This is a genomic window from Streptomyces sp. NPDC006872, assembly GCF_040635845.1.
Lineage (GTDB): Bacteria > Actinomycetota > Actinomycetes > Streptomycetales > Streptomycetaceae > Streptomyces.
Window position 1 is genome coordinate 106233 of sequence record NZ_JBEYIL010000019.1, and the last position, 25735, is coordinate 131967.

24 protein-coding genes are annotated in these 25735 nt (G+C 71.6%); 22 read left to right on the plus strand and 2 right to left on the minus strand.

Annotation, left to right across the window (positions count from 1 at the left end; translation table 11 throughout):
- The first annotated feature begins 182 nt into the window (after nt 1–182).
- The 7 genes from aroC to nusB all read left to right on the plus strand — a co-directional run bounded on the left by aroC (nt 183) and on the right by nusB (nt 6303).
- Nucleotides 183–1367, plus strand: coding sequence for a chorismate synthase (gene aroC, locus ABZ725_RS41030; RefSeq protein WP_358807456.1), 1185 nt, complete (start codon nt 183–185; stop codon nt 1365–1367).
- Nucleotides 1364–1879 (plus strand): shikimate kinase, encoded by a 516-nt coding sequence (locus ABZ725_RS41035; RefSeq protein ID WP_358807457.1) that lies wholly within the window; start codon nt 1364–1366, stop codon nt 1877–1879. The genes aroC and ABZ725_RS41035 overlap by 4 nt, the downstream gene beginning before the upstream one ends.
- Entirely contained in the window at nt 1876–2970 is a 1095-nt protein-coding gene (aroB, locus tag ABZ725_RS41040) for a 3-dehydroquinate synthase (RefSeq protein WP_351919108.1), read from the plus strand. Before ABZ725_RS41035 ends, aroB begins: the two co-directional genes overlap by 4 nt.
- 210 nt (nt 2971–3180) lie before the next feature.
- A complete protein-coding gene (locus ABZ725_RS41045) occupies nt 3181–4038 on the plus strand; it encodes a Pro-rich N-terminal domain-containing protein (RefSeq protein WP_358807458.1) in 858 nt (285 codons plus the stop codon).
- Between the two features lie 103 nt (nt 4039–4141).
- A complete protein-coding gene (locus ABZ725_RS41050) occupies nt 4142–5248 on the plus strand; it encodes an aminopeptidase P family protein (protein ID WP_351919106.1) in 1107 nt (368 codons plus the stop codon).
- A 51-nt stretch (nt 5249–5299) separates the two neighbouring features.
- On the plus strand, nt 5300–5866 hold the full coding sequence (gene efp, locus ABZ725_RS41055) for an elongation factor P (protein WP_351919104.1): 567 nt from the start codon (nt 5300–5302) through the stop codon (nt 5864–5866).
- Between the two features lie 2 nt (nt 5867–5868).
- Nucleotides 5869–6303 carry a transcription antitermination factor NusB gene (gene nusB, locus ABZ725_RS41060; RefSeq protein ID WP_358807459.1) on the plus strand — a complete coding sequence of 145 codons (435 nt, stop codon included), beginning with the start codon at nt 5869–5871 and terminating at the stop codon, nt 6301–6303.
- Nucleotides 6304–6546: 243 nt separating this feature from the next.
- Here the strand turns inward: nusB and bldD are convergent, their stop codons facing one another.
- Nucleotides 6547–7047: a transcriptional regulator BldD gene (gene bldD, locus ABZ725_RS41065; protein ID WP_020128858.1), complete on the minus strand. Its 501-nt coding sequence runs from the start codon at nt 7045–7047 to the stop codon at nt 6547–6549.
- A gap of 241 nt (nt 7048–7288) precedes the next feature.
- Between bldD and pyrR the strand changes: the two genes are divergently transcribed.
- From pyrR to ABZ725_RS41135, 14 genes are all read left to right on the plus strand, one after another.
- Nucleotides 7289–7879 (plus strand): bifunctional pyr operon transcriptional regulator/uracil phosphoribosyltransferase PyrR, encoded by a 591-nt coding sequence (pyrR, locus tag ABZ725_RS41070; RefSeq protein WP_358807460.1) that lies wholly within the window; start codon nt 7289–7291, stop codon nt 7877–7879.
- 87 nt (nt 7880–7966) lie between these two features.
- Nucleotides 7967–8947 (plus strand): aspartate carbamoyltransferase catalytic subunit, encoded by a 981-nt coding sequence (locus tag ABZ725_RS41075; RefSeq protein WP_358807461.1) that lies wholly within the window; start codon nt 7967–7969, stop codon nt 8945–8947.
- 6 nt (nt 8948–8953) lie between these two features.
- Complete coding sequence (locus ABZ725_RS41080) at nt 8954–10240, plus strand: dihydroorotase (RefSeq protein ID WP_358807462.1); 1287 nt, start codon at nt 8954–8956, stop codon at nt 10238–10240.
- The gene (locus ABZ725_RS41085; RefSeq protein WP_358807463.1) at nt 10237–10818 is read left to right on the plus strand and encodes a hypothetical protein; all 582 of its coding nucleotides are present in this window, start codon (nt 10237–10239) and stop codon (nt 10816–10818) included. The genes ABZ725_RS41080 and ABZ725_RS41085 overlap by 4 nt, the downstream gene beginning before the upstream one ends.
- Entirely contained in the window at nt 10815–11957 is a 1143-nt protein-coding gene (gene carA / locus ABZ725_RS41090) for a glutamine-hydrolyzing carbamoyl-phosphate synthase small subunit (RefSeq protein ID WP_358807464.1), read from the plus strand. Before ABZ725_RS41085 ends, carA begins: the two co-directional genes overlap by 4 nt.
- Nucleotides 11950–15258, plus strand: coding sequence for a carbamoyl-phosphate synthase large subunit (gene carB / locus ABZ725_RS41095; RefSeq protein WP_351919860.1), 3309 nt, complete (start codon nt 11950–11952; stop codon nt 15256–15258). The genes carA and carB overlap by 8 nt, the downstream gene beginning before the upstream one ends.
- Nucleotides 15259–15311: 53 nt before the next feature.
- Entirely contained in the window at nt 15312–16418 is a 1107-nt protein-coding gene (locus tag ABZ725_RS41100) for a quinone-dependent dihydroorotate dehydrogenase (RefSeq protein ID WP_358807465.1), read from the plus strand.
- Nucleotides 16415–17257, plus strand: a complete 843-nt coding sequence (pyrF, locus tag ABZ725_RS41105; RefSeq protein ID WP_358807466.1) for an orotidine-5'-phosphate decarboxylase — start codon at nt 16415–16417, stop codon at nt 17255–17257. Before ABZ725_RS41100 ends, pyrF begins: the two co-directional genes overlap by 4 nt.
- A 279-nt stretch (nt 17258–17536) precedes the next feature.
- Nucleotides 17537–17860, plus strand: coding sequence for an integration host factor (locus tag ABZ725_RS41110; protein ID WP_003977346.1), 324 nt, complete (start codon nt 17537–17539; stop codon nt 17858–17860).
- Nucleotides 17861–17920: 60 nt separating this feature from the next.
- The gene (gmk, locus tag ABZ725_RS41115; protein WP_351919865.1) at nt 17921–18514 is read left to right on the plus strand and encodes a guanylate kinase; all 594 of its coding nucleotides are present in this window, start codon (nt 17921–17923) and stop codon (nt 18512–18514) included.
- Nucleotides 18515–18582: 68 nt separating this feature from the next.
- The gene (gene rpoZ / locus ABZ725_RS41120; RefSeq protein ID WP_003988945.1) at nt 18583–18855 is read left to right on the plus strand and encodes a DNA-directed RNA polymerase subunit omega; all 273 of its coding nucleotides are present in this window, start codon (nt 18583–18585) and stop codon (nt 18853–18855) included.
- 100 nt (nt 18856–18955) lie between these two features.
- Nucleotides 18956–20158 (plus strand): bifunctional phosphopantothenoylcysteine decarboxylase/phosphopantothenate--cysteine ligase CoaBC, encoded by a 1203-nt coding sequence (gene coaBC / locus ABZ725_RS41125; protein WP_358807467.1) that lies wholly within the window; start codon nt 18956–18958, stop codon nt 20156–20158.
- 240 nt (nt 20159–20398) lie between these two features.
- On the plus strand, nt 20399–21607 hold the full coding sequence (gene metK / locus ABZ725_RS41130) for a methionine adenosyltransferase (protein ID WP_351919869.1): 1209 nt from the start codon (nt 20399–20401) through the stop codon (nt 21605–21607).
- Nucleotides 21608–21711: 104 nt separating this feature from the next.
- A complete protein-coding gene (locus tag ABZ725_RS41135) occupies nt 21712–23883 on the plus strand; it encodes a primosomal protein N' (RefSeq protein ID WP_358807468.1) in 2172 nt (723 codons plus the stop codon).
- A gap of 90 nt (nt 23884–23973) precedes the next feature.
- Here ABZ725_RS41135 and ABZ725_RS41140 read toward each other — a convergent pair whose 3' ends face one another.
- On the minus strand, nt 23974–24537 hold the full coding sequence (locus ABZ725_RS41140; protein ID WP_358807469.1) for a hypothetical protein: 564 nt from the start codon (nt 24535–24537) through the stop codon (nt 23974–23976).
- Nucleotides 24538–24768: 231 nt separating this feature from the next.
- Between ABZ725_RS41140 and fmt the strand changes: the two genes are divergently transcribed.
- Nucleotides 24769–25701 (plus strand): methionyl-tRNA formyltransferase, encoded by a 933-nt coding sequence (fmt, locus tag ABZ725_RS41145; protein ID WP_358807470.1) that lies wholly within the window; start codon nt 24769–24771, stop codon nt 25699–25701.
- The last annotated feature ends 34 nt before the right edge of the window (nt 25702–25735 follow it).

Here is a 25735-nt window from a genome sequence, read left to right on the forward strand (position 1 = left end):
CCCCGCCAGGCGGAGCTTTCAGGTTCCTGCCGTCCGGTTGCTGGACCGGCGACCGGTTTCGGAGCCGGGACGTGGGAGGATCGGAGGCGGCGGGCCAGGGCCGCGCACCAGGTCACGCCGACGACGTACGCGAGGACGCGCGTACGGCAGGGCACACGGGGCGCGAGTACTGAGGAGCATCGTTGAGCAGGCTGCGTTGGCTGACCGCGGGGGAATCCCACGGTCCCGCACTTGTCGCGACGCTGGAGGGCCTTCCCGCCGGCGTCCCGATCACCACGGAGATGGTGGCCGACCACCTGGCGCGACGGCGGCTCGGCTATGGGCGCGGCGCGCGCATGAAGTTCGAACGCGACGAGGTCACCTTCCTCGGCGGCGTCCGGCACGGCCTCACCATGGGTTCGCCGGTGGCGGTCATGGTGGGCAACACGGAGTGGCCGAAGTGGGAACAGGTCATGGCGGCCGACCCGGTCGACCCGGAGATCCTCGCCGGCCTCGCCCGCAACGCCCCGCTCACCCGCCCGCGCCCCGGCCACGCCGACCTCGCCGGGATGCAGAAGTACGGCTTCGACGAGGCCCGGCCCGTCCTGGAGCGCGCCTCCGCGCGTGAGACGGCCGCCCGGGTCGCGCTGGGCGCGGTCGCCCGGTCGTACCTGAAGGAGACGGCCGGCATCGAGATCGTCTCCCACGTGGTGGAGCTGGCCGCCGCCAAGGCGCCCTACGGCGTCTACCCCACCCCCGCCGACGTCGAGAAGCTGGACGAGGACCCGGTGCGCTGCCTGGACGCGGACGCGTCGAAGGCGATGGTCGCGGAGATCGACCAGGCCCACAAGGACGGCGACACCCTCGGCGGCGTCGTCGAGGTGCTCGCGTACGGCGTCCCGGTCGGCCTCGGCTCGCACGTGCACTGGGACCGCCGACTGGACGCCCGCCTCGCCGCCGCCCTGATGGGCATCCAGGCGATCAAGGGCGTCGAGGTCGGAGACGGCTTCGACCTCGCGCGCGTGCCCGGTTCGAAGGCGCACGACGAGATCGTCACCACGCCCGAGGGCATCAGGCGCACGAGCGGTCGCTCCGGCGGCACCGAGGGCGGTCTGACCACGGGCGAGCTGCTGCGCGTGCGGGCGGCCATGAAGCCGATCGCGACCGTGCCGCGTGCCCTGCAGACGGTGGACGTCGTCACGGGCGAGGCCACCCAGGCGCACCACCAGCGCTCCGACGTGTGCGCGGTCCCGGCCGCCGGGATCGTCGCCGAGGCGATGGTCGCGCTGGTGCTGGCGGACGCCGTGGCGGAGAAGTTCGGCGGCGACAGCGTCCCCGAGACCCACCGCAACGTGCGCTCGTACCTCGACCACCTGCGCATCCGATGAGCGGGCCGCTGGTCGTCCTGGTCGGCCCGATGGGCGTCGGCAAGTCCACCGTCGGCGGGCTGCTGGCCGAGCGGCTCGGCGTCGGCTACCGGGACACCGACGACGACATCGTCGCCGAGCAGGGCCGCAGCATCGCGGAGATCTTCGTCGACGACGGCGAGGAAGCCTTCCGCGCGCTCGAGAAGCAGGCCGTGCACCGTGCGCTCGCCGAGCACGACGGCGTCCTGGCGCTCGGCGGCGGCTCGATCCTGGACGCGGACACGCGCGGCCTGCTGGCCGGACAGCGCGTGGTCTACCTGTCCATGGACGTCGAGGAAGCCGTTCAGCGCACCGGTCTCAACGCGGCCCGCCCGCTGCTCGCCGTCAACCCGCGCAAGCAGTGGCGCGAGCTGATGGAGGCCCGCCGCCATCTGTACGAGGGAGTCGCCACGGCCGTGGTGCCGACGGACGGCCGTACGGCCGAAGAGGTCACCCAAGTCGCCCTGGACGCTTTGGAGTTGAAGGAAGCATGAGCAGCGAGTCCGTAACGCGGATCCGGGTCGGCGGCAGCGCGGGATCCGAGCCGTACGAGGTCCTGGTCGGACGCCGGCTGCTGAGCGAACTCGGCGCTCTGATCGGCGACCGGGTCAAGCGGGTCGCCGTCATCCACCCCGAGGCGCTCGCCGAGACCGGGGACGCGCTGCGCGCCGACCTGGTCGAGCAGGGCTACGAGGCGGTCGCCATCCAGGTGCCCAACGCGGAGGAGGCCAAGACCGCCGAGGTCGCCGCCTACTGCTGGAAGGCGCTCGGCCAGTCCGGGTTCACCCGCACCGACGTCGTCGTGGGCGTCGGCGGCGGCTCGACCACCGACCTCGCCGGGTTCGTCGCGGCGACCTGGCTGCGCGGGGTGCGCTGGATCGCCGTCCCGACCACCGTGCTCGCCATGGTCGACGCGGCCGTCGGCGGCAAGACCGGCATCAACACGGCCGAGGGCAAGAACCTCGTCGGCTCCTTCCACCCGCCGGCCGGGGTGCTGTGCGACCTGGCCGCGCTGGACTCCCTCCCGGTCAACGACTACGTCTCCGGGCTCGCCGAGATCATCAAGGCGGGCTTCATCGCCGACCCGGCGATCCTCGACCTCATCGAGTCCGACCCCGAGGCCGCCCGCACCCCGGCGGGCCCGCACACCGCCGAGCTCATCGAACGCTCCATCAGGGTCAAGGCGGACGTCGTGTCCTCCGACCTGAAGGAGTCGGGCCTGCGGGAGATCCTCAACTACGGCCACACCCTGGCGCACGCCATCGAGAAGAACGAGCGCTACAAGTGGCGGCACGGCGCGGCCGTCTCGGTGGGCATGCACTTCGCCGCCGAACTGGGCCGCCTGGCGGGCCGGTTGGACGACGCCACGGCCGACCGTCATCGCACGGTCCTCGAGGCCGTGGGGCTGCCGCTGCACTACCGCCACGACCAGTGGCCCAAGCTGCTGGAGAACATGAAGGTCGACAAGAAGTCCCGCGGCGACCTGCTGCGCTTCATCGTCCTGGACGGCCTGGCCAAGCCGACCGTCCTCGAGGGTCCCGACCCGGCCGTGCTGCTCGCCGCGTACGGCGAGGTGGGCGAGTAGGACCGGGGCTCGGGTCGGGCACGGCCGCGGGACGGCCGGGTAAGTCCGACCGCTTCCCTTCCGCCCGATTCGCTTTCCACACCGGGCACTTCGGACCGCCCCCGGCCGTTCACCAAACGATGGCCGGGGGCGGTACCGTTCAGTAGCGAAGACGGGGTCCGCACCCCTACAGCCAGCGCCAATTGCCTGTACGAGACGGAGTGGCACCGGATGCAGCACGCAGTGGGTTCTCCGCTGCCGCCGCCCCATCAGCCGGGGCACGGTCCGGCCGCCGGCTGGTCGCCGGCCGCACATCACCCGGGCCCGCACCAGCCGGGATACCTGGGGGCTCCCTCGGGCCCCGTCCCGCCCGCGCCCCAGCCGCCGATCCCGCCCGTGCCGCCGCCGCCCGCCCCCGGCCACGCCCCCGTCCCGCAGGGCGCCGACGCCACCGGGCACGTCCCGCTGCCGCCCGGCGGTCCGGTCCCGATGCCCAGCGCGCCGCCCGCCCCGATCGTCCCCGACCCGACGGCCACGACGCTCGCGGTCCTGCTGATCGGCCCCGCGGGCGCCGGCAAGACCAGCGTCGCCAAGTTCTGGGCCGACCACCGCCGGGTGCCCACCGCCCACGTCAGCCTCGACGACGTACGCGAATGGGTCCGCTCGGGCTTCGCCGACCCGCAGTCGGGGTGGAACGACCACTCCGAGGCCCAGTACCGCCTGGCCCGCCGCACCTGCGGCTTCGCCGCGCGCAACTTCCTGGCCAACGGCATCTCGTGCATCCTGGACGACGCGATCTTCCCCGACCGCCCGGCCGTGGGCCTCGGCGGCTGGAAACGCCATGTGGGCCCCGGTCTGCTGCCCGTCGTCCTGCTCCCCGGGCTGGAGGTCGTCCTGGAGCGCAACGCCGAACGCTCCGGCAACCGCCGCCTCGCCGACGAGGAGGTGGCCCGCATCCACGGCCGCATGGCGGGCTGGTACGGCTCCGGCCTGCCCATCATCGACAACTCCCAGCTGGACGTCCCGACCACGGCAAGGGTCCTGGACGACGTACTGGCAAGGGCGATCGCCAGCCCCCCGAAGTGGTGACGGGCGGGACCGAGCCCCGGCATACCACCGTTCGCCCCACCCGGTCCCCCGAACGGCACCCTTCCAGCCAGCACAATCCGGCCACCGCTCCTACGCTCGTGTCATGTCAGAGGTCTACGCGTCCCGCCGAACCCGTCTACGGGAGCGCTGCAACGCGGCCGGCAGCACCGCGGCGCTCATCTCCCGCCCCGCCAATGTGAGGTACCTGGCGGGCGCGGCTCCGCGCGGCGCCGTCCTGCTGCTGGGCCGACGCGAGGACCTCCTCGTCTGCGCCGTCCCGCCCGAGGACCGCCCCTCCGAGGGGCGACCGGACGACGCGCTGCGCGTCCATGTCCTGCCCGGCCCCGGAGGCGATCCGGCGGTCGCTGCCGCCGGCCTCCTCATGGGCCAGGGCGGCGACTGTCTCGCGGTCGAGGAACATCACCTCACCGTGGCCCGCCACCGTGAGCTCCGCTCGGTCGCGGCCCGGCTGCGCCTCACCGACCTGGGCGGCGCGGTCGAACAGCTGAGGGTGGTGAAGGACGAGGAGGAGATCTCCTGTCTGCGGATCGGCGCCGAGATCGCCGACCAGGCGCTGGGCGAGCTGCTGGAGTCCATCCTGGTCGGCCGCACGGAACGGCACCTGGCCCTGGAACTGGAGCGGCGCCTCGTCGACCACGGCGCCGACGGTCCCGCCTTCGCCACGTCCGTCGCCGCCGGCCCGAACTCCGGTCGGCGCGGGCACCGGCCCACCGACCGGCGCGTGGAGGAAGGCGACTTCCTCTCGGTCTGCCTGGGGGCGACCTACCGCGGCTACCGCTGCGAGATCGGCCGCACCTTCGTGATCGGGACGTCCCCCGCCGATTGGCAGATCGAGCTGTACGACCTCGTCTTCGCCGCTCAGCGCGCCGGACGTGAGGCCCTGGCGCCCGGCGCCGCCTATCGTGACGTGGACCGCGCGGCCCGCCAGATCCTGGACTCCGCGGGGCGTACCGAGGGCCTTTCGGCGCTCACCGGGCACGGTGTCGGACTCGAAATCGAAGAGGACCCGCAGCTGGCTCCCGCAGCCATGGGTAAACTGGACGCTTGCGTGCCGGTCACCGTCGAACCCGGGGTACACCTCCCGGGCCGGGGCGGGGTCCGGATCGATGACACGCTCGTCGTGCGCCCCGAGGCGGACGGCGGACCCGAGCTACTCACCATCACGACCAAGGAGCTGCTCGCCCTCTAGGCAGGTGCGTGCCCCGGGGTCGTCCACGTCAGTCCAGGAGATTCCGCAACCGTGGCTTCCACGAACGACCTCAAGAACGGCCTGGTGCTCAAGCTCGAAGGCGGCCAGCTCTGGTCCGTCGTCGAGTTCCAGCACGTCAAGCCCGGCAAGGGCCCCGCATTCGTGCGCACCAAGCTCAAGAACGTGCTTTCCGGCAAGGTCGTCGACAAGACGTTCAACGCCGGCGTCAAGGTCGAGACGGCCACTGTCGACAAGCGCGACATGCAGTTCTCCTACATGGACGGCGAGTACTTCGTCTTCATGGACATGGAGACCTACGACCAGCTCATGGTCGACCGCAAGGCCGTCGGCGACTCCGCCAACTTCCTGATCGAGGGCTTCACCGCCACGGTCGCGCAGCACGAGGGCGAGGTGCTCTTCGTCGAGCTGCCCGCGGCCGTCGAGCTCGTCGTCCAGGAGACCGAGCCGGGCCTGCAGGGCGACCGCTCCACCGGTGGCACCAAGCCCGCCACCCTGGAGACCGGTCACCAGATCCAGGTCCCGCTCTTCATCACCACCGGTGAGAAGATCAAGGTCGACACCCGCACCAGCGACTACCTCGGCCGGGTGAACAGCTAACCGTGGCTGCCCGCAACACGGCCCGCAAGCGCGCCTTCCAGATCCTCTTCGAGGGCGACCAGCGCGGAGCCGATGTCCTGACGGTCCTCGCGGACTGGATCCGGCTCTCCCGGGCCGACACCCGGCAGCCGCCGGTGAGCGAGTACACGATGCAGCTGGTCGAGGGCTACGCGCAGCATGCGCGGCGTATCGACGAGCTGCTCTCCCAGTACTCGGTCGGCTGGACGCTGGACCGGATGCCCGTGGTCGACCGCAACATCCTGCGGCTCGGCGCCTACGAGCTGATCTGGGCCGACGAGACCCCGGACGCGGTCGTCCTCGACGAGATGGTTCAGCTGGCGAAGGAGTTCTCCACGGACGAGTCGCCCTCGTTCGTCAACGGCCTGCTCGGCCGGCTGAAGGAGCTCAAGCCGTCGCTGCGCCGGGACGAGGCGTAGACGGCAGCGAGGCGTAACCGGCAGCGAGTCCGGTCCTACGAGCCGGAGCCGGTACGACCATCACAGAAGGGGCCCGCAGCAGCACGCTGAGGGCCCCTTCGGCAGTCCCGCGCCCCTGGGGCGTCGCCGGGTACCCCTGAGGTACTACAGGCCCGCAGAAAGCCGCCGGGGTGGCCGGAACCGTCAAGTTCCGGCCACCCCGGCGGCACGTTTCTGCTGAGGCCTGCTGAGCCTTCGAGAGGCTCAGCCCTCCTCGTGGGAGACGGCACGACGCGCGTCCGCGTCCAGGACGCCCCAGCTGATCAGCTGCTCGGTCAGGACCGAGGGCGACTGGTCGTAGATGACGGCGAGGGTGCGCAGGTCGTCCTGGCGGATCGACAGCACCTTGCCGTTGTAGTCACCGCGCTGCGACTGGATCGTGGCCGCGTAGCGCTGCAGCGGGCCCGCCTTCTCGACCGGCACATGGGCCAGTCGCTCCAGGTCCAGGACCAGCTTCGGCGGGGGCTCGGCCGCGCCGCCCGGGGTGGTGCCCGGCAGCAGCTCCTGCACGGGAACGCCGTAGAAATCCGCCAGCTCGGCCAGGCGCTGCACGGTCACGGCGCGGTCGCCGCGCTCGTACGAACCGACCACGACGGCCTTCCAGCGTCCCTGGGACTTCTCCTCGACACCGTGGAGGGAAAGGCCCTGCTGGGTGCGGATCGCTCGGAGCTTGGCCCCGAGCTGTTTGGCGTATTCGCTGGACATATAGCTCCCCGGCACTGGGTCGACGCGGCAGGAGCCGCGTGCTGGTAACTCACTGTGAGGTTACGCAGCGTGATTCTTCTGCGTCAAGCCGAATGGTCCACACCGACGCTTCCGTGGTAACGGTGGCCGATTACGCCAAGGGGGTGATCAGGGGTGTCGTCCCGGCCTGCTACCGTGGATGGCGCAAATCCGACGTCCTTTAAGGTCCGTCCCGTGAGGCGGAGAAGGAGGTCCGTTTCATATGGACAAGCAGGACATTCAGCAGGACACCCGGCAGGATCCCCGGCAGACCGATGCGCGGCCCGTTCTCGAAGGCCCCGACATCGCGCGCGTACTGACGCGCATCGCCCACGAGATCGTCGAACGCGCCAAGGGCGCCGACGACGTGGTGGTCCTCGGCATCCCGACCCGCGGCGTCTTCCTCGCCCGGCGGCTCGCCGAGAAACTCGAGCAGATCACCGACCGCAAGATCCCCGTCGGCTCCCTCGACATCACCATGTACCGCGACGACCTGCGCATGCACCCGCCGCGTGCGCTGGCCCGCACCGAGATCCCCGGTGACGGCCTCGACGGCAAGCTGGTCGTCCTCGTGGACGACGTGCTCTTCTCCGGCCGCACCATCCGCGCCGCCCTCGACGCCCTGAACGACCTCGGGCGCCCGCGCGCGGTGCAGCTCGCGGTCCTCGTCGACCGCGGCCACCGGGAACTGCCCATCCGCGCCGACTACGTCGGCAAGAACCTCCCCACGTCGTTGCGGGAGACGGTCAAGGTCCTGCTCGCCGAGGAGGACGGTCGCGACACCGTGCTGCTCGGTGTGAAGCAGACCCAGTAGCGGACGTCGCGCGCCCGCCGTTCCGGCGCGCCCTCGCCTGCCCGGAATCTCCCCCAATATCCTGAACTGCCTTACGGAGCCTGACAGATGCAGCGTCATCTCATCTCGGCCGCCGACCTCACCCGCGACGACGCCGTCCTGATCCTCGACACCGCCGAGGAGATGGCCCGGGTCGCCGACCGGCCCATCAAGAAACTGCCGACCCTGCGCGGCCGCACGATCGTCAACCTCTTCTTCGAGGACTCCACGCGCACGCGTATCTCGTTCGAGGCCGCCGAGAAGCGCCTCTCCGCGGACGTCATCAACTTCACCGCCAAGGGATCGTCGGTGTCCAAGGGCGAGTCCCTGAAGGACACCGCGCAGACGCTGGAGGCGATGGGCGTCGACGCGGTCGTCATCCGGCACGGAGCCTCCGGCGCGCCGTACCGCCTGGCCACCTCCGGCTGGATCGACGCGGTCGTGGTCAACGCCGGCGACGGCACCCACCAGCACCCCACCCAGGCGCTGCTGGACGCCTTCACCATGCGCCGCCGCCTGGTCGGACGGGACGCCGGGATCGGCCAGGACCTCGCGGGCAAGCGCATCACGCTCGTCGGGGACGTCCTGCACAGCCGGGTCGCCCGCTCCAACGTCGACCTGCTGCACACCCTGGGCGCCGAGGTCACCCTGGTCGCCCCGCCCACCCTGGTGCCGGTCGGCATCGAGTCCTGGCCCTGCGAGGTGTCGTACGACCTCGACAGCACGCTGCCCAAGTCCGACGCCGTGATGATGCTGCGCGTCCAGCGGGAGCGCATGAACGCCGCGTTCTTCCCGACCGAGCGCGAGTACTCGCGGCGCTACGGCCTCGACGGCGACCGGATGGCGCGGATGCCCGAGCACGCCATCGTGATGCACCCCGGCCCGATGGTCCGCGGCATGGAGATCACCGCCGAGGTCGCCGACTCCCCGCGCTGCACCGTCGTCGAACAGGTCGCCAACGGCGTGTCCATCCGGATGGCCGTCCTGTACCTGCTCCTGGGCGGCAACGAGCCCGCCGTCAGCCACGCCCGTACCACCGAGGAGAAGTAAGAACCCATGAGCAAGATCCTTATCCGTGGTGCGAAGGTGCTCGGCGGCGAGCCGCAGGACGTCCTCATCGACGGCGGCGTCATCGAGGCCGTGGGCGCGGGGCTGTCCGCCGAGGGCGCCGAGGTCGTCGAGGCCGGCGGCAAGGTGCTGCTGCCGGGCCTGGTCGACCTGCACACCCATCTGCGCGAGCCCGGCCGCGAGGACTCCGAGACCGTGCTGACGGGCACCCGCGCGGCCGCCTCCGGCGGCTACACGGCCGTCTTCGCCATGGCCAACACCTTCCCCGTCGCCGACACCGCCGGCGTGGTCGAGCAGGTCTGGCGACTGGGCCGGGAGCACGGCTACTGCGATGTGCAGCCCATCGGCGCGGTCACCGTCGGCCTGGAGGGCAGGAAGCTCGCCGAGCTCGGCGCCATGCACGAGTCGGCCGCCGGTGTCACCGTCTTCTCCGACGACGGCAAGTGCGTCGACGACGCCGTGATCATGCGCCGCGCCCTGGAGTACGTGAAGGCCTTCGGCGGGGTCGTCGCCCAGCACGCCCAGGAGCCGCGGCTGACCGAGGGCGCCCAGATGAACGAGGGCGTCGTCTCCGCCGAGCTGGGGCTCGGGGGCTGGCCCGCGGTGGCCGAAGAATCGATCATCGCCCGGGATGTCCTGCTCGCCGAGCACGTCGGCTCCCGCGTCCACATCTGCCACCTCTCCACCGCCGGGTCGGTCGAGATCGTCCGCTGGGCCAAGTCGCGCGGCATCGACGTCACCGCCGAGGTCACCCCGCACCACCTGCTCCTCACCGACGAGCTGGTGCGCAGCTACAACCCGGTCTACAAGGTGAACCCGCCGCTGCGCACCGAGCGCGACGTGCTGGCGCTGCGCGAGGCGCTCGCCGACGGCACGATCGACATCGTCGCCACCGACCACGCCCCGCACCCGCACGAGGACAAGGACTGCGAGTGGGCCGCGGCCGCCATGGGCATGGTCGGCCTGGAGACCGCGTTGTCGGTGGTCCAGGAGACGATGGTGGACACGGGCCTGCTGAACTGGGCCGGGGTCGCCGACCGCATGTCCTTCACGCCCGCCCGGATCGGACGGGCGACGGGCCATGGACGCCCCGTCTCGGCAGGTGAGCCCGCCAACCTCACGCTCGTCGACACGGAATACCGTGGGCCGGTGGACCCCGCGGGCTTCGCCTCGCGCAGCCGGAACACCCCCTACGAGGGGCGTGAGCTGCCGGGCCGTGTCACGCACACCTGGCTCCGGGGCAAGGCCACGCTCGTCGACGGGAAGCTCACGTGACATCTGCAGCACTACTGCTCGCGGCCGAGAAGGAATCGGCCGAAGTGACCGACTGGGCCGCCCGGCTCGGCTGGGTGGTCGGTCTCGGTCTCTTCGTCGCGCTCGTGTACTGGCTGATGCGCGAGGGCTGGAAGTGGCGCGGCACACTCCAGGGCGACCTGCCCGACCTCTCCACCGCGCCGGACGACCTCGGCCCGGTGAGACTGAGCATGAGCGGCCGCTACCACGGCTCCACCACCGCCGGGCAGTGGCTCGACCGCATCGTGGCGCACGGCCTGGGCACCCGCAGCCGGGTCGAGCTCACCCTGACGGACGCGGGACTGGACGTCGTACGGCCCGGCGCGACCGACTTCTTCGTCCCGGTCGGCGCACTGCGCGAGGCCCGGCTCGACAAGGGCATCGCCGGCAAGGTCCTCACCGAGGGCGGACTGCTGGTGGTGACCTGGGCGCACGGCGACAAGCTGCTCGACTCGGGCTTCCGCTCCGACCGCGCGGCCGAGCACAACGAGTGGGTCGCCACCCTCAACTCCATGATCGACAAGACGGAAACTCCGACGGAAACGGAAGGCGCACGATGACGACCTCCACCAGGGGAACCGCCAAGGTTCCCGCCGTACTCGTCCTGGAGGACGGCCGGATCTTCCGCGGCCGTGCCTACGGGGCCGTGGGGGAGACCTTCGGCGAAGCGGTGTTCTCCACCGGCATGACCGGCTACCAGGAGACCCTGACCGACCCGTCGTACGACCGCCAGATCGTGGTCGCGACCGCCCCGCAGATCGGCAACACCGGCTGGAACGACGAGGACGACGAGTCCGGTCGGATCTGGGTCTCCGGCTACGTCGTGCGCGACCCCGCGCGCGTGCCGTCCAACTGGCGCGCCAAGCGGTCCCTGGACGACGAGCTGGTCAAGCAGAGCGTCGTCGGCATCTCCGGCATCGACACCCGCGCCCTCACCCGCCATCTGCGCGAGCGCGGCTCGATGCGCGCCGGCATCTTCTCCGGCGAGGCGATCGGCACGGAGACCGAGCTCCTCGCGCGCGTGCAGACCCAGCCGCAGATGAAGGGGCTGAGCCTGTACGAGGAGGTCGCCACCAAGGAGGCCTACGTCGTCCCGGCGGTCGGCGAGAAGCGGTTCACCGTCGCCGCCGTCGACCTCGGCATCAAGGGCATGACCCCGCACCGCATGGCCGAGCGCGGCATCGAGGTGCACGTCCTCCCGGCCACGGCGACGGAGGAGGACGTGTACGCCGTCGCCCCCGACGGGGTCTTCTTCTCCAACGGCCCCGGCGACCCGGCCACGGCCGACGGCCCGGTCGCCCTCATGACCGCCGTCCTGGAACGGAAGACTCCGCTCTTCGGTATCTGCTTCGGCAACCAGATCCTCGGCCGCGCCCTCGGCTTCGGCACCTACAAGCTGAAGTACGGCCACCGGGGCATCAACCAGCCGGTCCAGGACCGTACGACCGGCAAGGTCGAGGTCACCGCGCACAACCACGGCTTCGCCGTGGACGCGCCGCTCGACAAGGTCAGCGAGACGCCCTTCGGCCGCGCCGAGGTCTCGCACATCTGCCTCAACGACGACGTCGTGGAGGGGCTGCAGCTGCTCGACCAGCCGGCCTTCTCCGTCCAGTACCACCCCGAAGCGGCAGCGGGCCCGCACGACGCCGCCTACCTGTTCGACCGCTTCGTATCCCTGATGGAGGGCCAGCGTGCCTAAGCGCACCGATATCCAGTCCGTCCTGGTCATCGGCTCCGGCCCGATCGTCATCGGCCAGGCCGCCGAGTTCGACTACTCCGGCACCCAGGCGTGCCGCATCCTGCGCGCCGAGGGCCTGCGGGTGATCCTGGTCAACTCCAACCCGGCGACGATCATGACCGACCCGGAGATCGCCGACGCCACCTACGTCGAGCCGATCACCCCGGAGTTCGTCGAGAAGATCATCGCCAAGGAGCGCCCCGACGCCCTGCTGCCCACCCTGGGCGGCCAGACGGCCCTCAACACGGCGATCTCGCTGGCCGAGAACGGCGTCCTGGAGAAGTACGGCGTCGAGCTGATCGGCGCCAACGTGGAGGCCATCAACAAGGGCGAGGACCGCGACCTGTTCAAGGGCGTCGTCGAGGCCGTCAAGGCGAAGATCGGGTACGGCGAGTCCGCCCGGTCCGTGATCTGCCACACCATGGACGAGGTCCTCGCCGGCGTCGACACGCTCGGCGGCTACCCGGTCGTCGTCCGCCCCTCCTTCACCATGGGCGGCGCCGGCTCCGGCTTCGCCCACGACGAGGAGGAGCTGCGCCGCATCGCCGGGCAGGGCCTCACCCTCTCGCCGACCACCGAGGTGCTCCTGGAGGAGTCCATCCTCGGCTGGAAGGAGTACGAGCTGGAGCTGATGCGCGACAAGCACGACAACGTCGTGGTCGTCTGCTCCATCGAGAACTTCGACCCCATGGGCGTGCACACCGGCGACTCGATCACCGTCGCGCCCGCCATGACGCTCACCGACCGCGAGTACCAGATCCTGCGCGACATCGGCATCGCCGTGATCCGCGAGGTCGGCGTGGACACCGGCGGCTGCAACATCCAGTTCGCGGTGGACCCCGAGGACGGCCGGGTCATCGTCATCGAGATGAACCCGCGCGTGTCGCGTTCCTCGGCGCTGGCCTCCAAGGCGACCGGCTTCCCGATCGCCAAGATCGCCGCCAAGCTCGCCGTCGGCTACACCCTCGACGAGATCCCGAACGACATCACGCGCGAGACGCCGGCCTCCTTCGAGCCGACGCTCGACTACGTGGTCGTGAAGGCCCCGCGGTTCGCCTTCGAGAAGTTCCCGAGCGCCGACTCCACGCTGACGACGACCATGAAGTCGGTCGGCGAGGCCATGGCCATCGGCCGCAACTTCACCGAGGCCTTCCAGAAGGCGCTGCGCTCGCTGGAGAAGAAGGGCAGCCAGTTCACCTTCGTCGGCGACCCCGGCGACAAGGCCGAGCTGCTGCGCGAGTCGGTCCGCCCGACCGACGGCCGGATCAACACCGTCATGCAGGCCATCCGCGCGGGCGCCACGCCCGAGGAGGTCTTCGAGTTCACGAAGATCGACCCCTGGTTCGTCGACCAGCTCTTCCTGATCAAGGAGACCGCCGACGACCTGGCCGCCGCCGACCGCCTGGACGCCGAGCTGCTCGCCGAGGCCAAGCGGCACGGCTTCTCCGACCAGCAGATCGCCGAGATCCGCGGTCTGCGCGAGGACGTCGTGCGCGAGGTCCGGCACGCGCTGGGCGTCCGCCCGGTCTACAAGACCGTCGACACCTGCGCCGCCGAGTTCGCCGCGAAGACGCCGTACTTCTACTCCTCCTACGACGAGGAGAGCGAGGTCGCGCCCCGCGAGAAGCCCGCGGTGATCATCCTGGGCTCCGGCCCCAACCGCATCGGCCAGGGCATCGAGTTCGACTACTCCTGCGTCCACGCCTCCTTCGCGCTGTCCGACGCCGGGTACGAGACCGTGATGGTCAACTGCAACCCGGAGACCGTCTCCACCGACTACGACACCTCCGACCGCCTGTACTTCGAGCCGCTGACGCTGGAGGACGTGCTGGAGATCGTGCACGCGGAGGCGCAGGCCGGCCCGATCGCGGGCGTGATCGTCCAGCTCGGCGGCCAGACCCCGCTGGGCCTGGCGCAGGCGCTCAAGGACAACGGCGTGCCGATCGTCGGCACCCCGCCCGAGGCGATCCACGCGGCCGAGGACCGGGGCGCGTTCGGGCGGGTGCTCGACGAGGCCGGCCTGCCGGCCCCGAAGCACGGCACGGCCACCACCTTCGCCGAGGCCAAGGCCATCGCCGACGAGATCGGCTACCCGGTCCTGGTCCGGCCCTCGTACGTGCTCGGCGGCCGCGGTATGGAGATCGTCTACGACGAGACCCGGCTGTCGTCCTACATCGCCGAGTCGACCGAGATCAGCCCCACCCGGCCGGTGCTCGTCGACCGCTTCCTCGACGACGCCATAGAGATCGACGTCGACGCGCTCTACGACGGCGAGGAGCTCTACCTCGGCGGCGTCATGGAGCACATCGAGGAGGCCGGCATCCACTCCGGCGACTCGGCGTGCGCCCTGCCCCCGATCACCCTGGGCGGCTTCGACATCAAGCGGCTGCGGGCCTCGACCGAGGCGATCGCCAAGGGCGTCGGCGTGCGCGGCCTGATCAACATCCAGTTCGCGATGGCCGGCGACATCCTCTACGTCCTGGAGGCCAACCCGCGCGCGTCCCGTACGGTCCCCTTCACCTCGAAGGCGACCGCGGTGCCGCTGGCCAAGGCCGCGGCGCGGATCTCGCTGGGCGCGACCGTCGCCGAACTGCGCGCCGAAGGCCTGCTCCCGGCCACCGGCGACGGCGGCGAGCTGCCACTGGACGCGCCGATCTCCGTCAAGGAGGCCGTGATGCCGTGGACCCGCTTCCGGGACACCTCCGGCCGCGGCGTCGACACGGTCCTCGGCCCGGAGATGCGCTCCACCGGCGAGGTCATGGGCATCGACTCCGTCTTCGGCACGGCGTACGCCAAGTCGCAGGCCGGCGCGTACGGCCCGCTGCCCACCAAGGGCCGCGCGTTCATCTCGGTCGCCAACCGCGACAAGCGCTCGATGATCTTCCCGGCGCGCGAGCTGGTCGCGCACGGCTTCGAACTGCTCGCCACCTCCGGCACCGCCGAGGTCCTCAAGCGCAACGGCATCAACGCGACGGTCGTGCGCAAGCAGTCCGAAGGCGTCGGCCCGAACGGCGAGAAGACCATCGTCCAGTGCATCCACGACGGCGAGGTCGACCTCATCGTCAACACCCCGTACGGCACCGGCGGCCGCCTCGACGGCTACGAGATCCGTACGGCGGCCGTGGCGCGGTCCGTGCCCTGTCTGACGACGGTCCAGGCGCTCGCCGCCGCCGTCCAGGGCATCGACGCCCTCAACCACGGTGACGTGGGCGTCCGCTCGCTCCAGGAACACGCGCAGCACCTGACCGCGGCCCGCGACTAGCAGCCGAAGAGGGGGACACCGGCAGACGGTGTCCCCCTCTTCGTGAGGGAACCATGTACAAGATCTTCTTCAACCTCGTGTTCAAGCGGATGGACCCGGAGCAGGCCCACCACCTGGCCTTCCGCTGGATCCGGCTCGCCGCCCGCATCCCGGTGCTGCGCACGTTCGTCGCGGCCGCCCTCGCCCCCCGATACCGGGAACTGCGCACGGAGGCCTTCGGGCTGCGCATGCACGGCCCGTTCGGGCTCGCCGCCGGCTTCGACAAGAACGCGGTCGCGATCGACGGGATGTCGATGCTGGGCTTCGACCACGTCGAGATCGGCACGGTCACCGGGGAGCCGCAGCCCGGCAACCCCAAGCAGCGGCTGTTCCGGCTCGTGAAGGACCGGGCGCTGATCAACCGCATGGGCTTCAACAACGAGGGCTCGCTGGTCGTGGCCGCGCGTCTCGCCTCCCGTACGGCCGTCTTCAAGCCCGTGGTCGGCGTGAACATCGGCAAGACCAAGGTCGTCCCCGAGGAGGAGGCCGTCGGCGACTACGTGAAGTCGGCAGAGCGGCTCGCGCCCTACGCCGACTACCTGGTCGTGAACGTGTCCTCGCCGAACACGCCGGGGCTGCGCAACCTCCAGGCCACCGAGGCGCTGCGACCGCTGCTGAGCGCCGTCCGCGAGGCCGCCGACCGTGCGGTGACCGCGCGCCGGGTCCCGCTGCTGGTGAAGATCGCCCCGGACCTCGCGGACGACGACGTCGACGCGGTCGCCGACCTGGCCGTGGAGCTGGGCCTGGACGGGATCATCGCCACGAACACCACCATCGCGCGCGAAGGTCTCGGTCTGACCTCCGAACCCTCCCTGGTGAAGGAGGCGGGCGGACTGTCCGGAGCGCCCCTCAAGGATCGCTCTCTGGAGGTACTGCGACGCCTCTACGCACGCGTGGGCGACCGCATCACCCTCGTGGGCGTCGGCGGCGTCGAGGACGCCGAGGACGCCTGGCAGCGCATCCTGGCCGGTGCCACGCTGGTCCAGGGGTACAGCGCCTTCGTCTACGAGGGCCCCTTCTGGGGCCGCGCGATCCACAAGGGCCTGGCCGCCCGTCTGCGGACGAGCCCCTACGCCACCCTCGCCGACGCCGTCGGCGCCGACGTGAGGAAGACGGCATGACCCTGGAGCCCTTCGGCGCACGGCTGCGTCGTGCCATGGACGAGCGTGGGCCCCTCTGCGTCGGCATCGACCCGCACGCCTCCCTGCTCGCCGAGTGGGGCCTGGACGACGACGTCGCGGGCCTCGAGCGGTTCAGCCGCACGGTCGTCGAGGCGACGGCGGACCGGGTCGCCCTGCTGAAGCCGCAGAGCGCCTTCTTCGAGCGGTTCGGCTCGCGCGGGATCGCCGTCCTGGAGAAGTCGGTGCAGGAGGCGCGGGCGGCCGGCGCCCTGGTCGTGATGGACGCCAAGCGCGGCGACATCGGCTCGACCATGGCCGCGTACGCCGAGTCGTTCCTGCACCCGGACGCCCCGCTGTTCTCCGACGCCCTCACCGTCTCGCCGTACCTCGGCTACGGGTCCCTGTCGCCGGCGGTGGCACTGGCGCGCGAGAGCGGCGCCGGACTGTTCGTACTGGCGCTGACCTCCAACCCGGAGGGCGGCGAGGTCCAGCACGCGGTGCGGGCGGACGGGCGCGACGTGGGCGCGACGATGCTGGCGCACCTGGCCGCCGAGAACGTGGGGGAGGAGCCGCTGGGCTCCTTCGGGGCGGTCGTCGGGGCCACGCTGGGCGACCTCTCGACATACGACCTCGACATCAACGGCCCGCTCCTCGCGCCGGGCGTCGGCGCCCAGGGGGCGACCCCGGCCGACCTTCCCCGGGTCTTCGGGTCCGCGGTGCGCAATGTCGTGCCGAACGTCAGTCGGGGTGTGTTGCGTCACGGTCCCGACGTCGTCGCTCTGCGTGACGCCGTGGAGCGGTTCGCGCAAGCGGTCAGGGTCGCGGTGGCCGCCGCCTGACGGGCGCCGACCGCCCGACCGGGGGCTCGGTCGGGCGGCCCTCGGCCGACTTGAGTCTGGATACATCCTCAAATCCGGGGCAGTATGTCTTAAATGTCCGGCCCTACGGAGGCTGACCAGGACTTTTCCTCTGTTCTCGCTGACTCCGGCGGAGTTGGCCGCTAGTCTCCGACGGAGAGTGAACGGGCAGCGCGTGTTGCTCGTAACTCACCAGGTGTGGGGCGACTAGGTTCCTCACCGGTCCGTATCCGACAGTTCGACATCCGAGGTGACGTAGGCGTGGCTCTTCCGCCCCTTACCCCCGAACAGCGCGCAGCCGCGCTCGAAAAGGCCGCCGCGGCTCGCCGGGAGCGGGCCGAGGTCAAGAATCGACTGAAGCACTCCGGCGCCTCGCTTCACGAGGTCATCAAGCAGGGTCAGGAAAACGACGTCATCGGCAAGATGAAGGTCTCCGCCCTCCTGGAGTCGCTTCCGGGCGTGGGCAAAGTCCGCGCCAAGCAGATCATGGAGCGACTCGGCATCTCCGAGAGCCGTCGCGTGCGCGGCCTCGGTTCCAACCAGATCGCCTCCCTGGAGCGTGAGTTCGGCAGCACCGGCTCCTGATTCCCGGGTCCTGCGGGAAGGGAGTCCCGGGCACTCCGGGATTGCTGGAATAATCGCTGCATGGCTGCAACATTCCGGGGGACGACCCCCGAGCCCCCGGACGTACGTCCGCGGCTGACCGTGCTCTCCGGCCCCTCAGGGGTCGGCAAGAGCACGGTCGTCGCCCATATGCGCAAGGAACACCCCGAGGTCTGGCTCTCGGTGTCGGCGACGACGCGGAGGCCCCGCCCCGGCGAGCAGCACGGAGTCCACTACTTCTTCGTCACCGACGAGGAGATGGACAAGCTGATCGCCAACGGCGAACTGCTGGAGTGGGCCGAGTTCGCCGGCAACCGCTACGGGACTCCGCGCACTGCCGTGCTGGAGCGCCTGGAGTCGGGCGAGCCGGTGCTCCTGGAGATCGACCTCCAGGGCGCCCGGCAGGTCCGCGAGTCCATGCCGGAGGCCCAACTGGTGTTCCTGGCTCCGCCCTCCTGGGAGGAGCTGGTGCGCAGACTGACCGGGCGGGGCACCGAGCCGCCCGAGGTGATCGAGCGCCGGCTCGAGGCCGCGAAGATCGAACTCGCGGCCGAGCCGGAGTTCGACGTGACCCTCGTCAACACCTCCGTCGAGGACGTGGCCCGTGAGCTGCTAGCCTTGATGGATGTTGTGTGATCGCTAATACCGAAACCATCGGTGTACTGATCACGACCGATCTTTTCCCATCCATCGGAAGGTAGAGCGTGTCCTCTTCCATCTCCGCGCCCGAGGGCATCATCAACCCGCCGATCGACGAGCTCCTCGAGGCCACCGACTCGAAGTACAGCCTCGTGATCTACGCGGCCAAGCGGGCCCGCCAGATCAATGCGTACTACTCGCAGCTCGGCGAGGGCCTCCTCGAGTACGTCGGTCCGCTCGTGGACACCCACGTCCACGAGAAGCCGCTCTCCATCGCCCTGCGCGAGATCAACGCCGGGCTGCTGACGTCCGAGGCCGTTGAGGGCCCCGCGCAGTAGTACTTTCAGATCGCGTGTGACTTATCCACAGGCCCGGCAGTGCTCCTGCCGGGCCTGTGGTGTGTGATGGACCCGTACGTTGCCGAGCCGGGGAGAGACGGTGGACAAGCCCAAGGTCGTCCTGGGGGTCAGCGGTGGAATCGCCGCCTACAAGGCCTGCGAGCTGCTGCGCAGACTGACGGAGTCGGGGCATGACGTCCGCGTCGTCCCCACCGCCTCCGCGCTGCACTTCGTCGGCGCCGCCACCTGGTCCGCCCTCTCCGGCCACCCCGTCTCCACGGAGGTCTGGGACGACGTCCACGAGGTCCCGCACGTCCGCATCGGCCAGCACGCCGACCTGGTCGTCGTCGCCCCGGCCACGGCCGACATGCTCGCCAAGGCCGCCCACGGGCTCGCCGACGACCTCCTCACCAACACCCTCCTCACGGCCCGCTGTCCGGTCGTCTTCGCCCCCGCGATGCACACGGAGATGTGGGAGCACCCGGCCACCCAGGAGAACGTGGCCACGCTGCGCCGCCGGGGCGCCGTGGTGATCGAGCCGGCCGTCGGCCGCCTCACCGGCGTCGACACCGGCAAGGGCCGGCTGCCCGACCCGGGCGAGATCTTCGAGGTCTGCCGCCGCGTGCTGGCCCGCGGGGTGCGCGAACCCGACCTGGCCGGCCGGCATGTGATGGTCAGCGCCGGCGGCACTCGCGAGCCCCTCGACCCGGTCCGATTCCTCGGCAACCGCTCCTCCGGCAAGCAGGGCTACGCCCTCGCCCGCACCGCCGCCGCGCGCGGCGCCCGGGTCACCCTGATCGCGGCGAACACCGGCCTGCCCGACCCGGCCGGGGTCGATGTCGTCCAGGTCGGCACGGCCGTGCAACTGCGCGAGGCGGTCCTGAAGGCGGCCGCCGACGCCGACGCGGTCGTCATGGCCGCCGCCGTGGCCGACTTCCGTCCGCAGACATACGCGGCCGGAAAGATAAAGAAGAAGGACGGACAGGAACCGGAACCGATCGTTCTTGTGCGTAATCCGGACATTCTCGCGGAGGTATCGGCCGACCGGGCGCGACCCAATCAGGTGGTCGTCGGCTTCGCGGCCGAGACCGACGACGTCCTCGCCAACGGCCGGGCGAAGCTGCGCCGCAAGGGGTGCGATCTGCTGGTGGTGAACGAGGTGGGGGAGCGCAAGACGTTCGGCTCCGAGGAGAACGAGGCCCTCGTGCTGGGCGCCGACGGCAGTGAAACCCCCGTGGCGCACGGCCCCAAGGAAGCCTTGGCCGAAACCGTGTGGGACCTGGTGACGCAGCGGCTGAGCTGACTGTTTGATGCGCTTCGCCGTTGCCGGTCACCGCGCTCGATTCGGGGCGTGGTGCCCTGGCCAAGGGCGTTCGGCATTCGGCAGAATGCCCGTGCCGCAGGTCACAGCGCTCCCGAGAGGCGAGACAGGTGGGCCGGTGGCAGGGCAGGACCGATAAACTGTTCTCGGACGACGCCGGGCGCAGCTCCCGTCGCGTCCGCCAATGATCAGCCAGCAGCCGCTGCAACCCCAGGGAGCGTTGTGTCCCGTCGCCTGTTCACTTCGGAGTCTGTGACCGAAGGTCACCCCGACAAGATCGCTGACCAGATCAGCGACACCATTCTCGATGCCCTGCTGCGCGAGGACCCGACCTCCCGGGTCGCCGTGGAGACCCTGATCACGACCGGTCTGGTGCATGTGGCCGGTGAGGTCACCACCAAGACCTACGCGCCGATCCCCCAGCTCGTGCGCGACAAGATCCTCGAGATCGGCTACGACTCCTCCAAGAAGGGCTTCGACGGCGCCTCCTGCGGCGTCTCGGTGTCCATCGGCGCACAGTCCCCGGACATCGCCCAGGGCGTCGACACCGCGTACGAGTCCCGGGTCGAGGGCGACGAGGACGAGCTGGACCGCCAGGGCGCCGGCGACCAGGGCCTGATGTTCGGCTACGCCTCCGACGAGACGCCGACCCTGATGCCGCTGCCGATCTTCCTCGCGCACCGGCTGTCGAAGCGTCTGTCGGACGTCCGCAAGAACGGGACCATCCCCTACCTGCGCCCCGACGGCAAGACCCAGGTCACCATCGAGTACGACGGCGACAAGGCGGTCCGCCTGGACACCGTCGTCGTCTCCTCGCAGCACGCGTCCGACATCGACCTGGACTCGCTGCTGGCCCCCGACATCCGCGAGTTCGTCGTGGAGGTGGAGCTGAAGGCTCTCCTGGACGACGGCATCAAGCTCGACACCGAGAACTACCGCCTGCTGGTCAACCCGACCGGGCGCTTCGAGATCGGCGGCCCGATGGGCGACGCCGGTCTCACCGGTCGCAAGATCATCATCGACACCTACGGCGGCATGGCCCGGCACGGCGGCGGCGCCTTCTCGGGCAAGGACCCGTCCAAGGTCGACCGCTCGGCCGCGTACGCGATGCGCTGGGTGGCGAAGAACGTGGTGGCGGCCGGTCTCGCGGCCCGCTGCGAGGTCCAGGTCGCCTACGCGATCGGCAAGGCCGAGCCGGTCGGTCTCTTCGTCGAGACCTTCGGCACCGCGAAGGTCGACGCCGAGAAGATCGAGAAGGCCATCGACGAGGTCTTCGACCTCCGCCCGGCCGCGATCATCCGTGACCTCGACCTGCTGCGTCCGATCTACGCCCAGACCGCCGCGTACGGCCACTTCGGCCGTGAGCTCCCCGACTTCACCTGGGAGCGCACGGACCGCGTGGACGCGCTGCGCAAGGCCGCGGGGCTGTAGGACCGCACGCCCACGGTGTTCCGACTGCATTGACGCAGGGGCCCGGCCTCCTTGGGGAGGCCGGGCTTCGGCGTCTGTCAGTGCTGTTTGGTAGGAATGCAGGTGTGAGCAGCGAGAACGGGCAGGGGGGCGGTGGCGCGGCCGGGGAGGGCGCGCCGCCGGAGCAGCTCGCGCTGATCCGGGAAAGCGTGCGGCAGGCCAAGGTGCCCCGGGCCAAGCCCCGGACATGGCGGGGGGCCGCGCTGGCCGGGGAGCTGCCGGTCGCGCGGGTGCTCGTCGACAAGGGCGTGCTGCATCTGGACCGGTACTTCGACTACGCGGTGCCGGCCGAGCTGGACGCCGACGCGCAGCCGGGCGTGCGGGTGCGGGTGCGCTTCGGCGCCGGGCGAGGGCGGGTGCGGGAAGGGCGGCGCGAGGGCGGCGGACTCATCGACGGGTTCCTCGTCGAGCGGCTCGCCGCCTCGGACTACCCCGGGCCGCTCGCCGCGCTCGCCCAGGTGGTGTCGCCCGAGCCGGTGCTCAGCGAGGAACTGCTGGGGCTCGCGCGGGCCGTCGCCGACCGGTACGCGGGAAGCCTGGCCGATGTGCTGCAGCTGGCCGTGCCGCCGCGCAACGCACGCGCCGAGCAGAAACCCTCGCCCGCGCTGCTGCCGCCGCCGAAGGCGCCGGAGCCCGGCACCTGGGAGCGGTACGAGCGGGGAGGCGCGTTTCTGGCGTCGCTGGCGTCCGGGGGCGCGCCCCGCGCGGTGTGGAACGCGCTGCCCGGGCCCGAGTGGAGCGAGGGGCTCGCCCGGGCCGTCGCCGCGACCCTCGCCTCCGGTCGCGGGGCACTGGTCGTCGTCCCGGACGGGCGGGTCGCCGCGCGGGTCGACGCGGCGCTGACGGCGTTGCTGGGGGCGGGCCGTCATGCGCACCTCACCGCGGAAGCCGGGCCCGAGAAGCGGTACCGGGAGTGGCTCGCCGTGCGGCGCGGGTCGGTGCGGGCGGTCGTCGGGACGCGTGCCGCGATGTTCGCCCCGGTGCACAACCTCGGGCTGGTCGCGCTCTGGGACGACGGGGACGACAGCCACAGCGAGCAGCACGCGCCGCAGCCCCATGCCCGGGAGGTGCTGCTGCTGCGGGCCGCGCAGGACAAGTGCGGTTTCCTGCTGGGGGGTTGGAGCTGCACCGTGGAGGCCGCCCAGCTCGTCGAGAGCGGGTGGGCGCGGCCGCTGGTCGCCGCGCGGGAGGAGGTGCGGCGCAGCGCTCCGCTGGTGCGGACCGTGGGCGACCAGGACCTCGCACGCGACGAGGCCGCCCGGGCCGCCCGGCTGCCCACCCTCGCCTGGCAGGCGGTCCGGGAGGGGCTGCGGCACGGCCCGGTGCTCGTGCAGGTGCCCCGGCGGGGGTATGTGCCGCGGATGGCGTGCGCGCAGTGTCGCGCCGCCGCCCGGTGCCGGCACTGCTCCGGACCGCTGGAGGCGCGGGACGGCGGCCGCGACGGGGGCGCACTGTGGTGCGGGTGGTGCGGGCGGGAGGAGAACGCCTGGCACTGTCCCGACTGCGGGTCGTTCCGGCTGCGCGCTCAGGTCGTGGGGGCGCGGCGGACGGCCGAGGAGCTGGGCCGGGCGTTTCCCGCCGTCCCGGTGCGGACGTCGGGGCGCGAACAGGTGCTGGACACCGTGCCCGGGGCGCCCGCGCTCGTCGTGTCCACGCCCGGGGCGGAGCCGGTCGCCGAGGGCGGCTACGCGGCCGCGCTGCTGCTGGACGGCTGGGCCATGCTGGGGCGGCCCGATCTGCGGGCCGGGGAGGACGCGCTGCGCCGCTGGATCGCGGCCGCCGCGCTCGTCCGGCCGCAGGGGGACGGCGGAACCGTGGTCGTCGTCGCCGAGCCGACCCTGCGGCCCGTGCAGGCGTTGGTGCGGTGGGACCCCGTGGGGCATGCGGTGCGCGAGCTCGCCGAGCGGGCCGAGCTGGGCTTCCCGCCGGTGTCGCGGATGGCGGCGGTGTCGGGGACGGCGGAGGCGGTGGCCGGGTTCCTGGGCGCCGTCGAACTGCCGCGGGAGGCGGAGGTGCTGGGGCCGGTTCCGGTGCCGGCCGGCCCTGCGGGACGGCCTCGGCGGCCGGGGGCGCCGCCGCCCGGGGAGGAGTGGGAGCGGGCGTTGGTCCGGGTGCCGCCGGGGCGGGGGGCCGCGCTGGCCGCCGCCCTGAAGGCGGCGCAGGCGGCCCGGATGGCTCGGGGCGGGGAGGAGGCCGCGCGGGTGCGGGTGCGGATCGATCCGCCGGACATCGGGTGAGGGCGGCGCATTCGGCGGCGGGTGTGCGGCTGCCCTCTCGGGGTGGGCCGAGAGGGCAGGGGCGGGGCGGGGTGGGCTGGTGCGGGTGGGTCAGCCGTTGCGCGGGCCGGGGAAGGCGGTCGGCCGCACCTCGTCGCGCAGGGACGGGCTGCCGGCCGTCGGCTGGGTCGGCATCGAGCGGGCGGCGGGGACCGTGGGAACCGTCGGGATGCCCGTGCTCACGCTGACCGTGCGGGCGCCGGACGGCTCCGTCGGCCGCTCGGCCTCGGCGGTGGTCGCCGTCGCGGCGCCGGAGGCGGAGGTGGTGGCGCGGCGGGCGCCGTAGCGGCGGTGGACCGCCTGCTTGGTGACCCCGAGCGCGGAGCCCACCGCGTCCCACGAGAAGCCGAGCGAGCGGTCGAAGTCCACCGCGGCGGTGACCAGCGTCTCGACGCTGTCGCGCAGTTCCTGGGCGAGGCGGACCGTCGGGGCGGGGGCGCGTCCGTAGACGACGAAGCCCGTGGAGGGGCCGGAGCGGCGGGGGCGGTAGACGTTGCCCAGCTGGGCGGTGAGGGTGCGCAGTGCGTCCACCTGCCGGCGGACCCGCTCGATGTCCCGCACCAGCAAGTGCAGGCTGGCCCGGGCCTGGGCGTCGTGGGTTGCATGGTCGGCCATGAACAAGCCTCTCGAACCGGCGTTGAAGAAGGTGTGGTCAACTCTTTCTTGACCAACGCGGGTTCGCTCCGCTGGTCACGGTGTGGGGGCGTATGGGCATATGCGTACGCCCCCTGGGGCGGGGTGTGCGCGGCTCCCGCGGGGCTTCTCGCCGACGGGGGCCGTTCCGCTCGTCCGTCCTAAACTTGTGCGTTGCCCGTCGTCCGCTTTCCCGAGAGGTCCCGCCCACTCATGAAGCTCGTCTTCGCCGGCACCCCCGAGGTCGCCGTTCCCGCTCTGGACGCTCTCATCGCCTCCGGGCGGCACGAGGTGGCCGCCGTCGTCACGCGGCCCGACGCGCCGGCCGGGCGGGGGCGGCGGCTGGTCGCCTCTCCTGTCGCCCAGCGGGCCGAGGAGGCCGGGATCGAGGTGCTGAAGCCGATCAAGCCCCGGGATCCGGAGTTCCTGGAGCGGCTGCGGGAGATCGCGCCGGACTGCTGTCCCGTGGTGGCCTACGGCGCGCTGCTGCCCAGGGTGGCGCTGGACATCCCGGCCCATGGCTGGGTCAACCTGCACTTCTCACTGCTGCCCGCCTGGCGTGGGGCGGCCCCCGTGCAGCACTCCGTCATGGCCGGGGACGAGATCACCGGCGCCTCCACCTTCCTCATCGAGGAGGGGCTCGACTCCGGGCCGGTGTACGGGACGGTCACCGAGGAGATCCGGCCCACCGACACCAGCGGTGACCTGCTCACCAGGCTCGCCTTCGCGGGCAGCGGGCTGCTCGCCGCGACCATGGACGGCATCGAGGACGGCACCCTGAAGGCCGTCCCGCAGCCGGCCGAGGGGATCACTCTCGCGCCGAAGATCAACGTCGAGGACGCCCAGGTCGACTGGGCCGCCCCGGCTCTTCGCGTCGACCGCGTCGTGCGCGGTTGCACTCCCGCTCCCGGCGCCTGGACCGTCTTCCGGGGTGAACGGCTCAAGCTCATCCACGTTCAGCCGGTGCCCGAGCGGACCGATCTCGCCGCGGGCGCGCTCTCCGTCGGCAAGAACAGCGTGCACGTCGGCACGGGCTCGTACGCCGTCGAGCTGTTGTGGGTGCAGGCGCAGGGCAAGAAGCCGATGCGCGCCGCGGACTGGGCGCGGGGCGTCCGCATCGGGGCCGACGAGGTCGTCGGCGCGTGACACCGGCGAACCCGCGGACCCGCCGACCCGCGGA

Excerpts from the sequence above, each read along its gene's own strand:
- pyrF (WP_358807466.1), top strand. The coding sequence starts at position 16,415 with ATGACCCTGGAGCCCTTCGGCGCACGGCTGCGTCGTGCCATGGACGAG.
- carA (WP_358807464.1), top strand. The coding sequence starts at position 10,815 with ATGACGACCTCCACCAGGGGAACCGCCAAGGTTCCCGCCGTACTCGTC.
- ABZ725_RS41045 (WP_358807458.1), top strand. The coding sequence starts at position 3,181 with ATGCAGCACGCAGTGGGTTCTCCGCTGCCGCCGCCCCATCAGCCGGGG.
- ABZ725_RS41140 (WP_358807469.1), bottom strand. The coding sequence starts at position 24,537 with ATGGCCGACCATGCAACCCACGACGCCCAGGCCCGGGCCAGCCTGCAC.
- pyrR (WP_358807460.1), top strand. The coding sequence starts at position 7,289 with ATGGACAAGCAGGACATTCAGCAGGACACCCGGCAGGATCCCCGGCAG.
- ABZ725_RS41075 (WP_358807461.1), top strand. The coding sequence starts at position 7,967 with ATGCAGCGTCATCTCATCTCGGCCGCCGACCTCACCCGCGACGACGCC.
- ABZ725_RS41050 (WP_351919106.1), top strand. The coding sequence starts at position 4,142 with ATGTCAGAGGTCTACGCGTCCCGCCGAACCCGTCTACGGGAGCGCTGC.
- ABZ725_RS41080 (WP_358807462.1), top strand. The coding sequence starts at position 8,954 with ATGAGCAAGATCCTTATCCGTGGTGCGAAGGTGCTCGGCGGCGAGCCG.
- bldD (WP_020128858.1), bottom strand. The coding sequence starts at position 7,047 with ATGTCCAGCGAATACGCCAAACAGCTCGGGGCCAAGCTCCGAGCGATC.
- ABZ725_RS41100 (WP_358807465.1), top strand. The coding sequence starts at position 15,312 with ATGTACAAGATCTTCTTCAACCTCGTGTTCAAGCGGATGGACCCGGAG.
- gmk (WP_351919865.1), top strand. The coding sequence starts at position 17,921 with ATGGCTGCAACATTCCGGGGGACGACCCCCGAGCCCCCGGACGTACGT.
- aroB (WP_351919108.1), top strand. The coding sequence starts at position 1,876 with ATGAGCAGCGAGTCCGTAACGCGGATCCGGGTCGGCGGCAGCGCGGGA.
- fmt (WP_358807470.1), top strand. The coding sequence starts at position 24,769 with ATGAAGCTCGTCTTCGCCGGCACCCCCGAGGTCGCCGTTCCCGCTCTG.
- ABZ725_RS41035 (WP_358807457.1), top strand. The coding sequence starts at position 1,364 with ATGAGCGGGCCGCTGGTCGTCCTGGTCGGCCCGATGGGCGTCGGCAAG.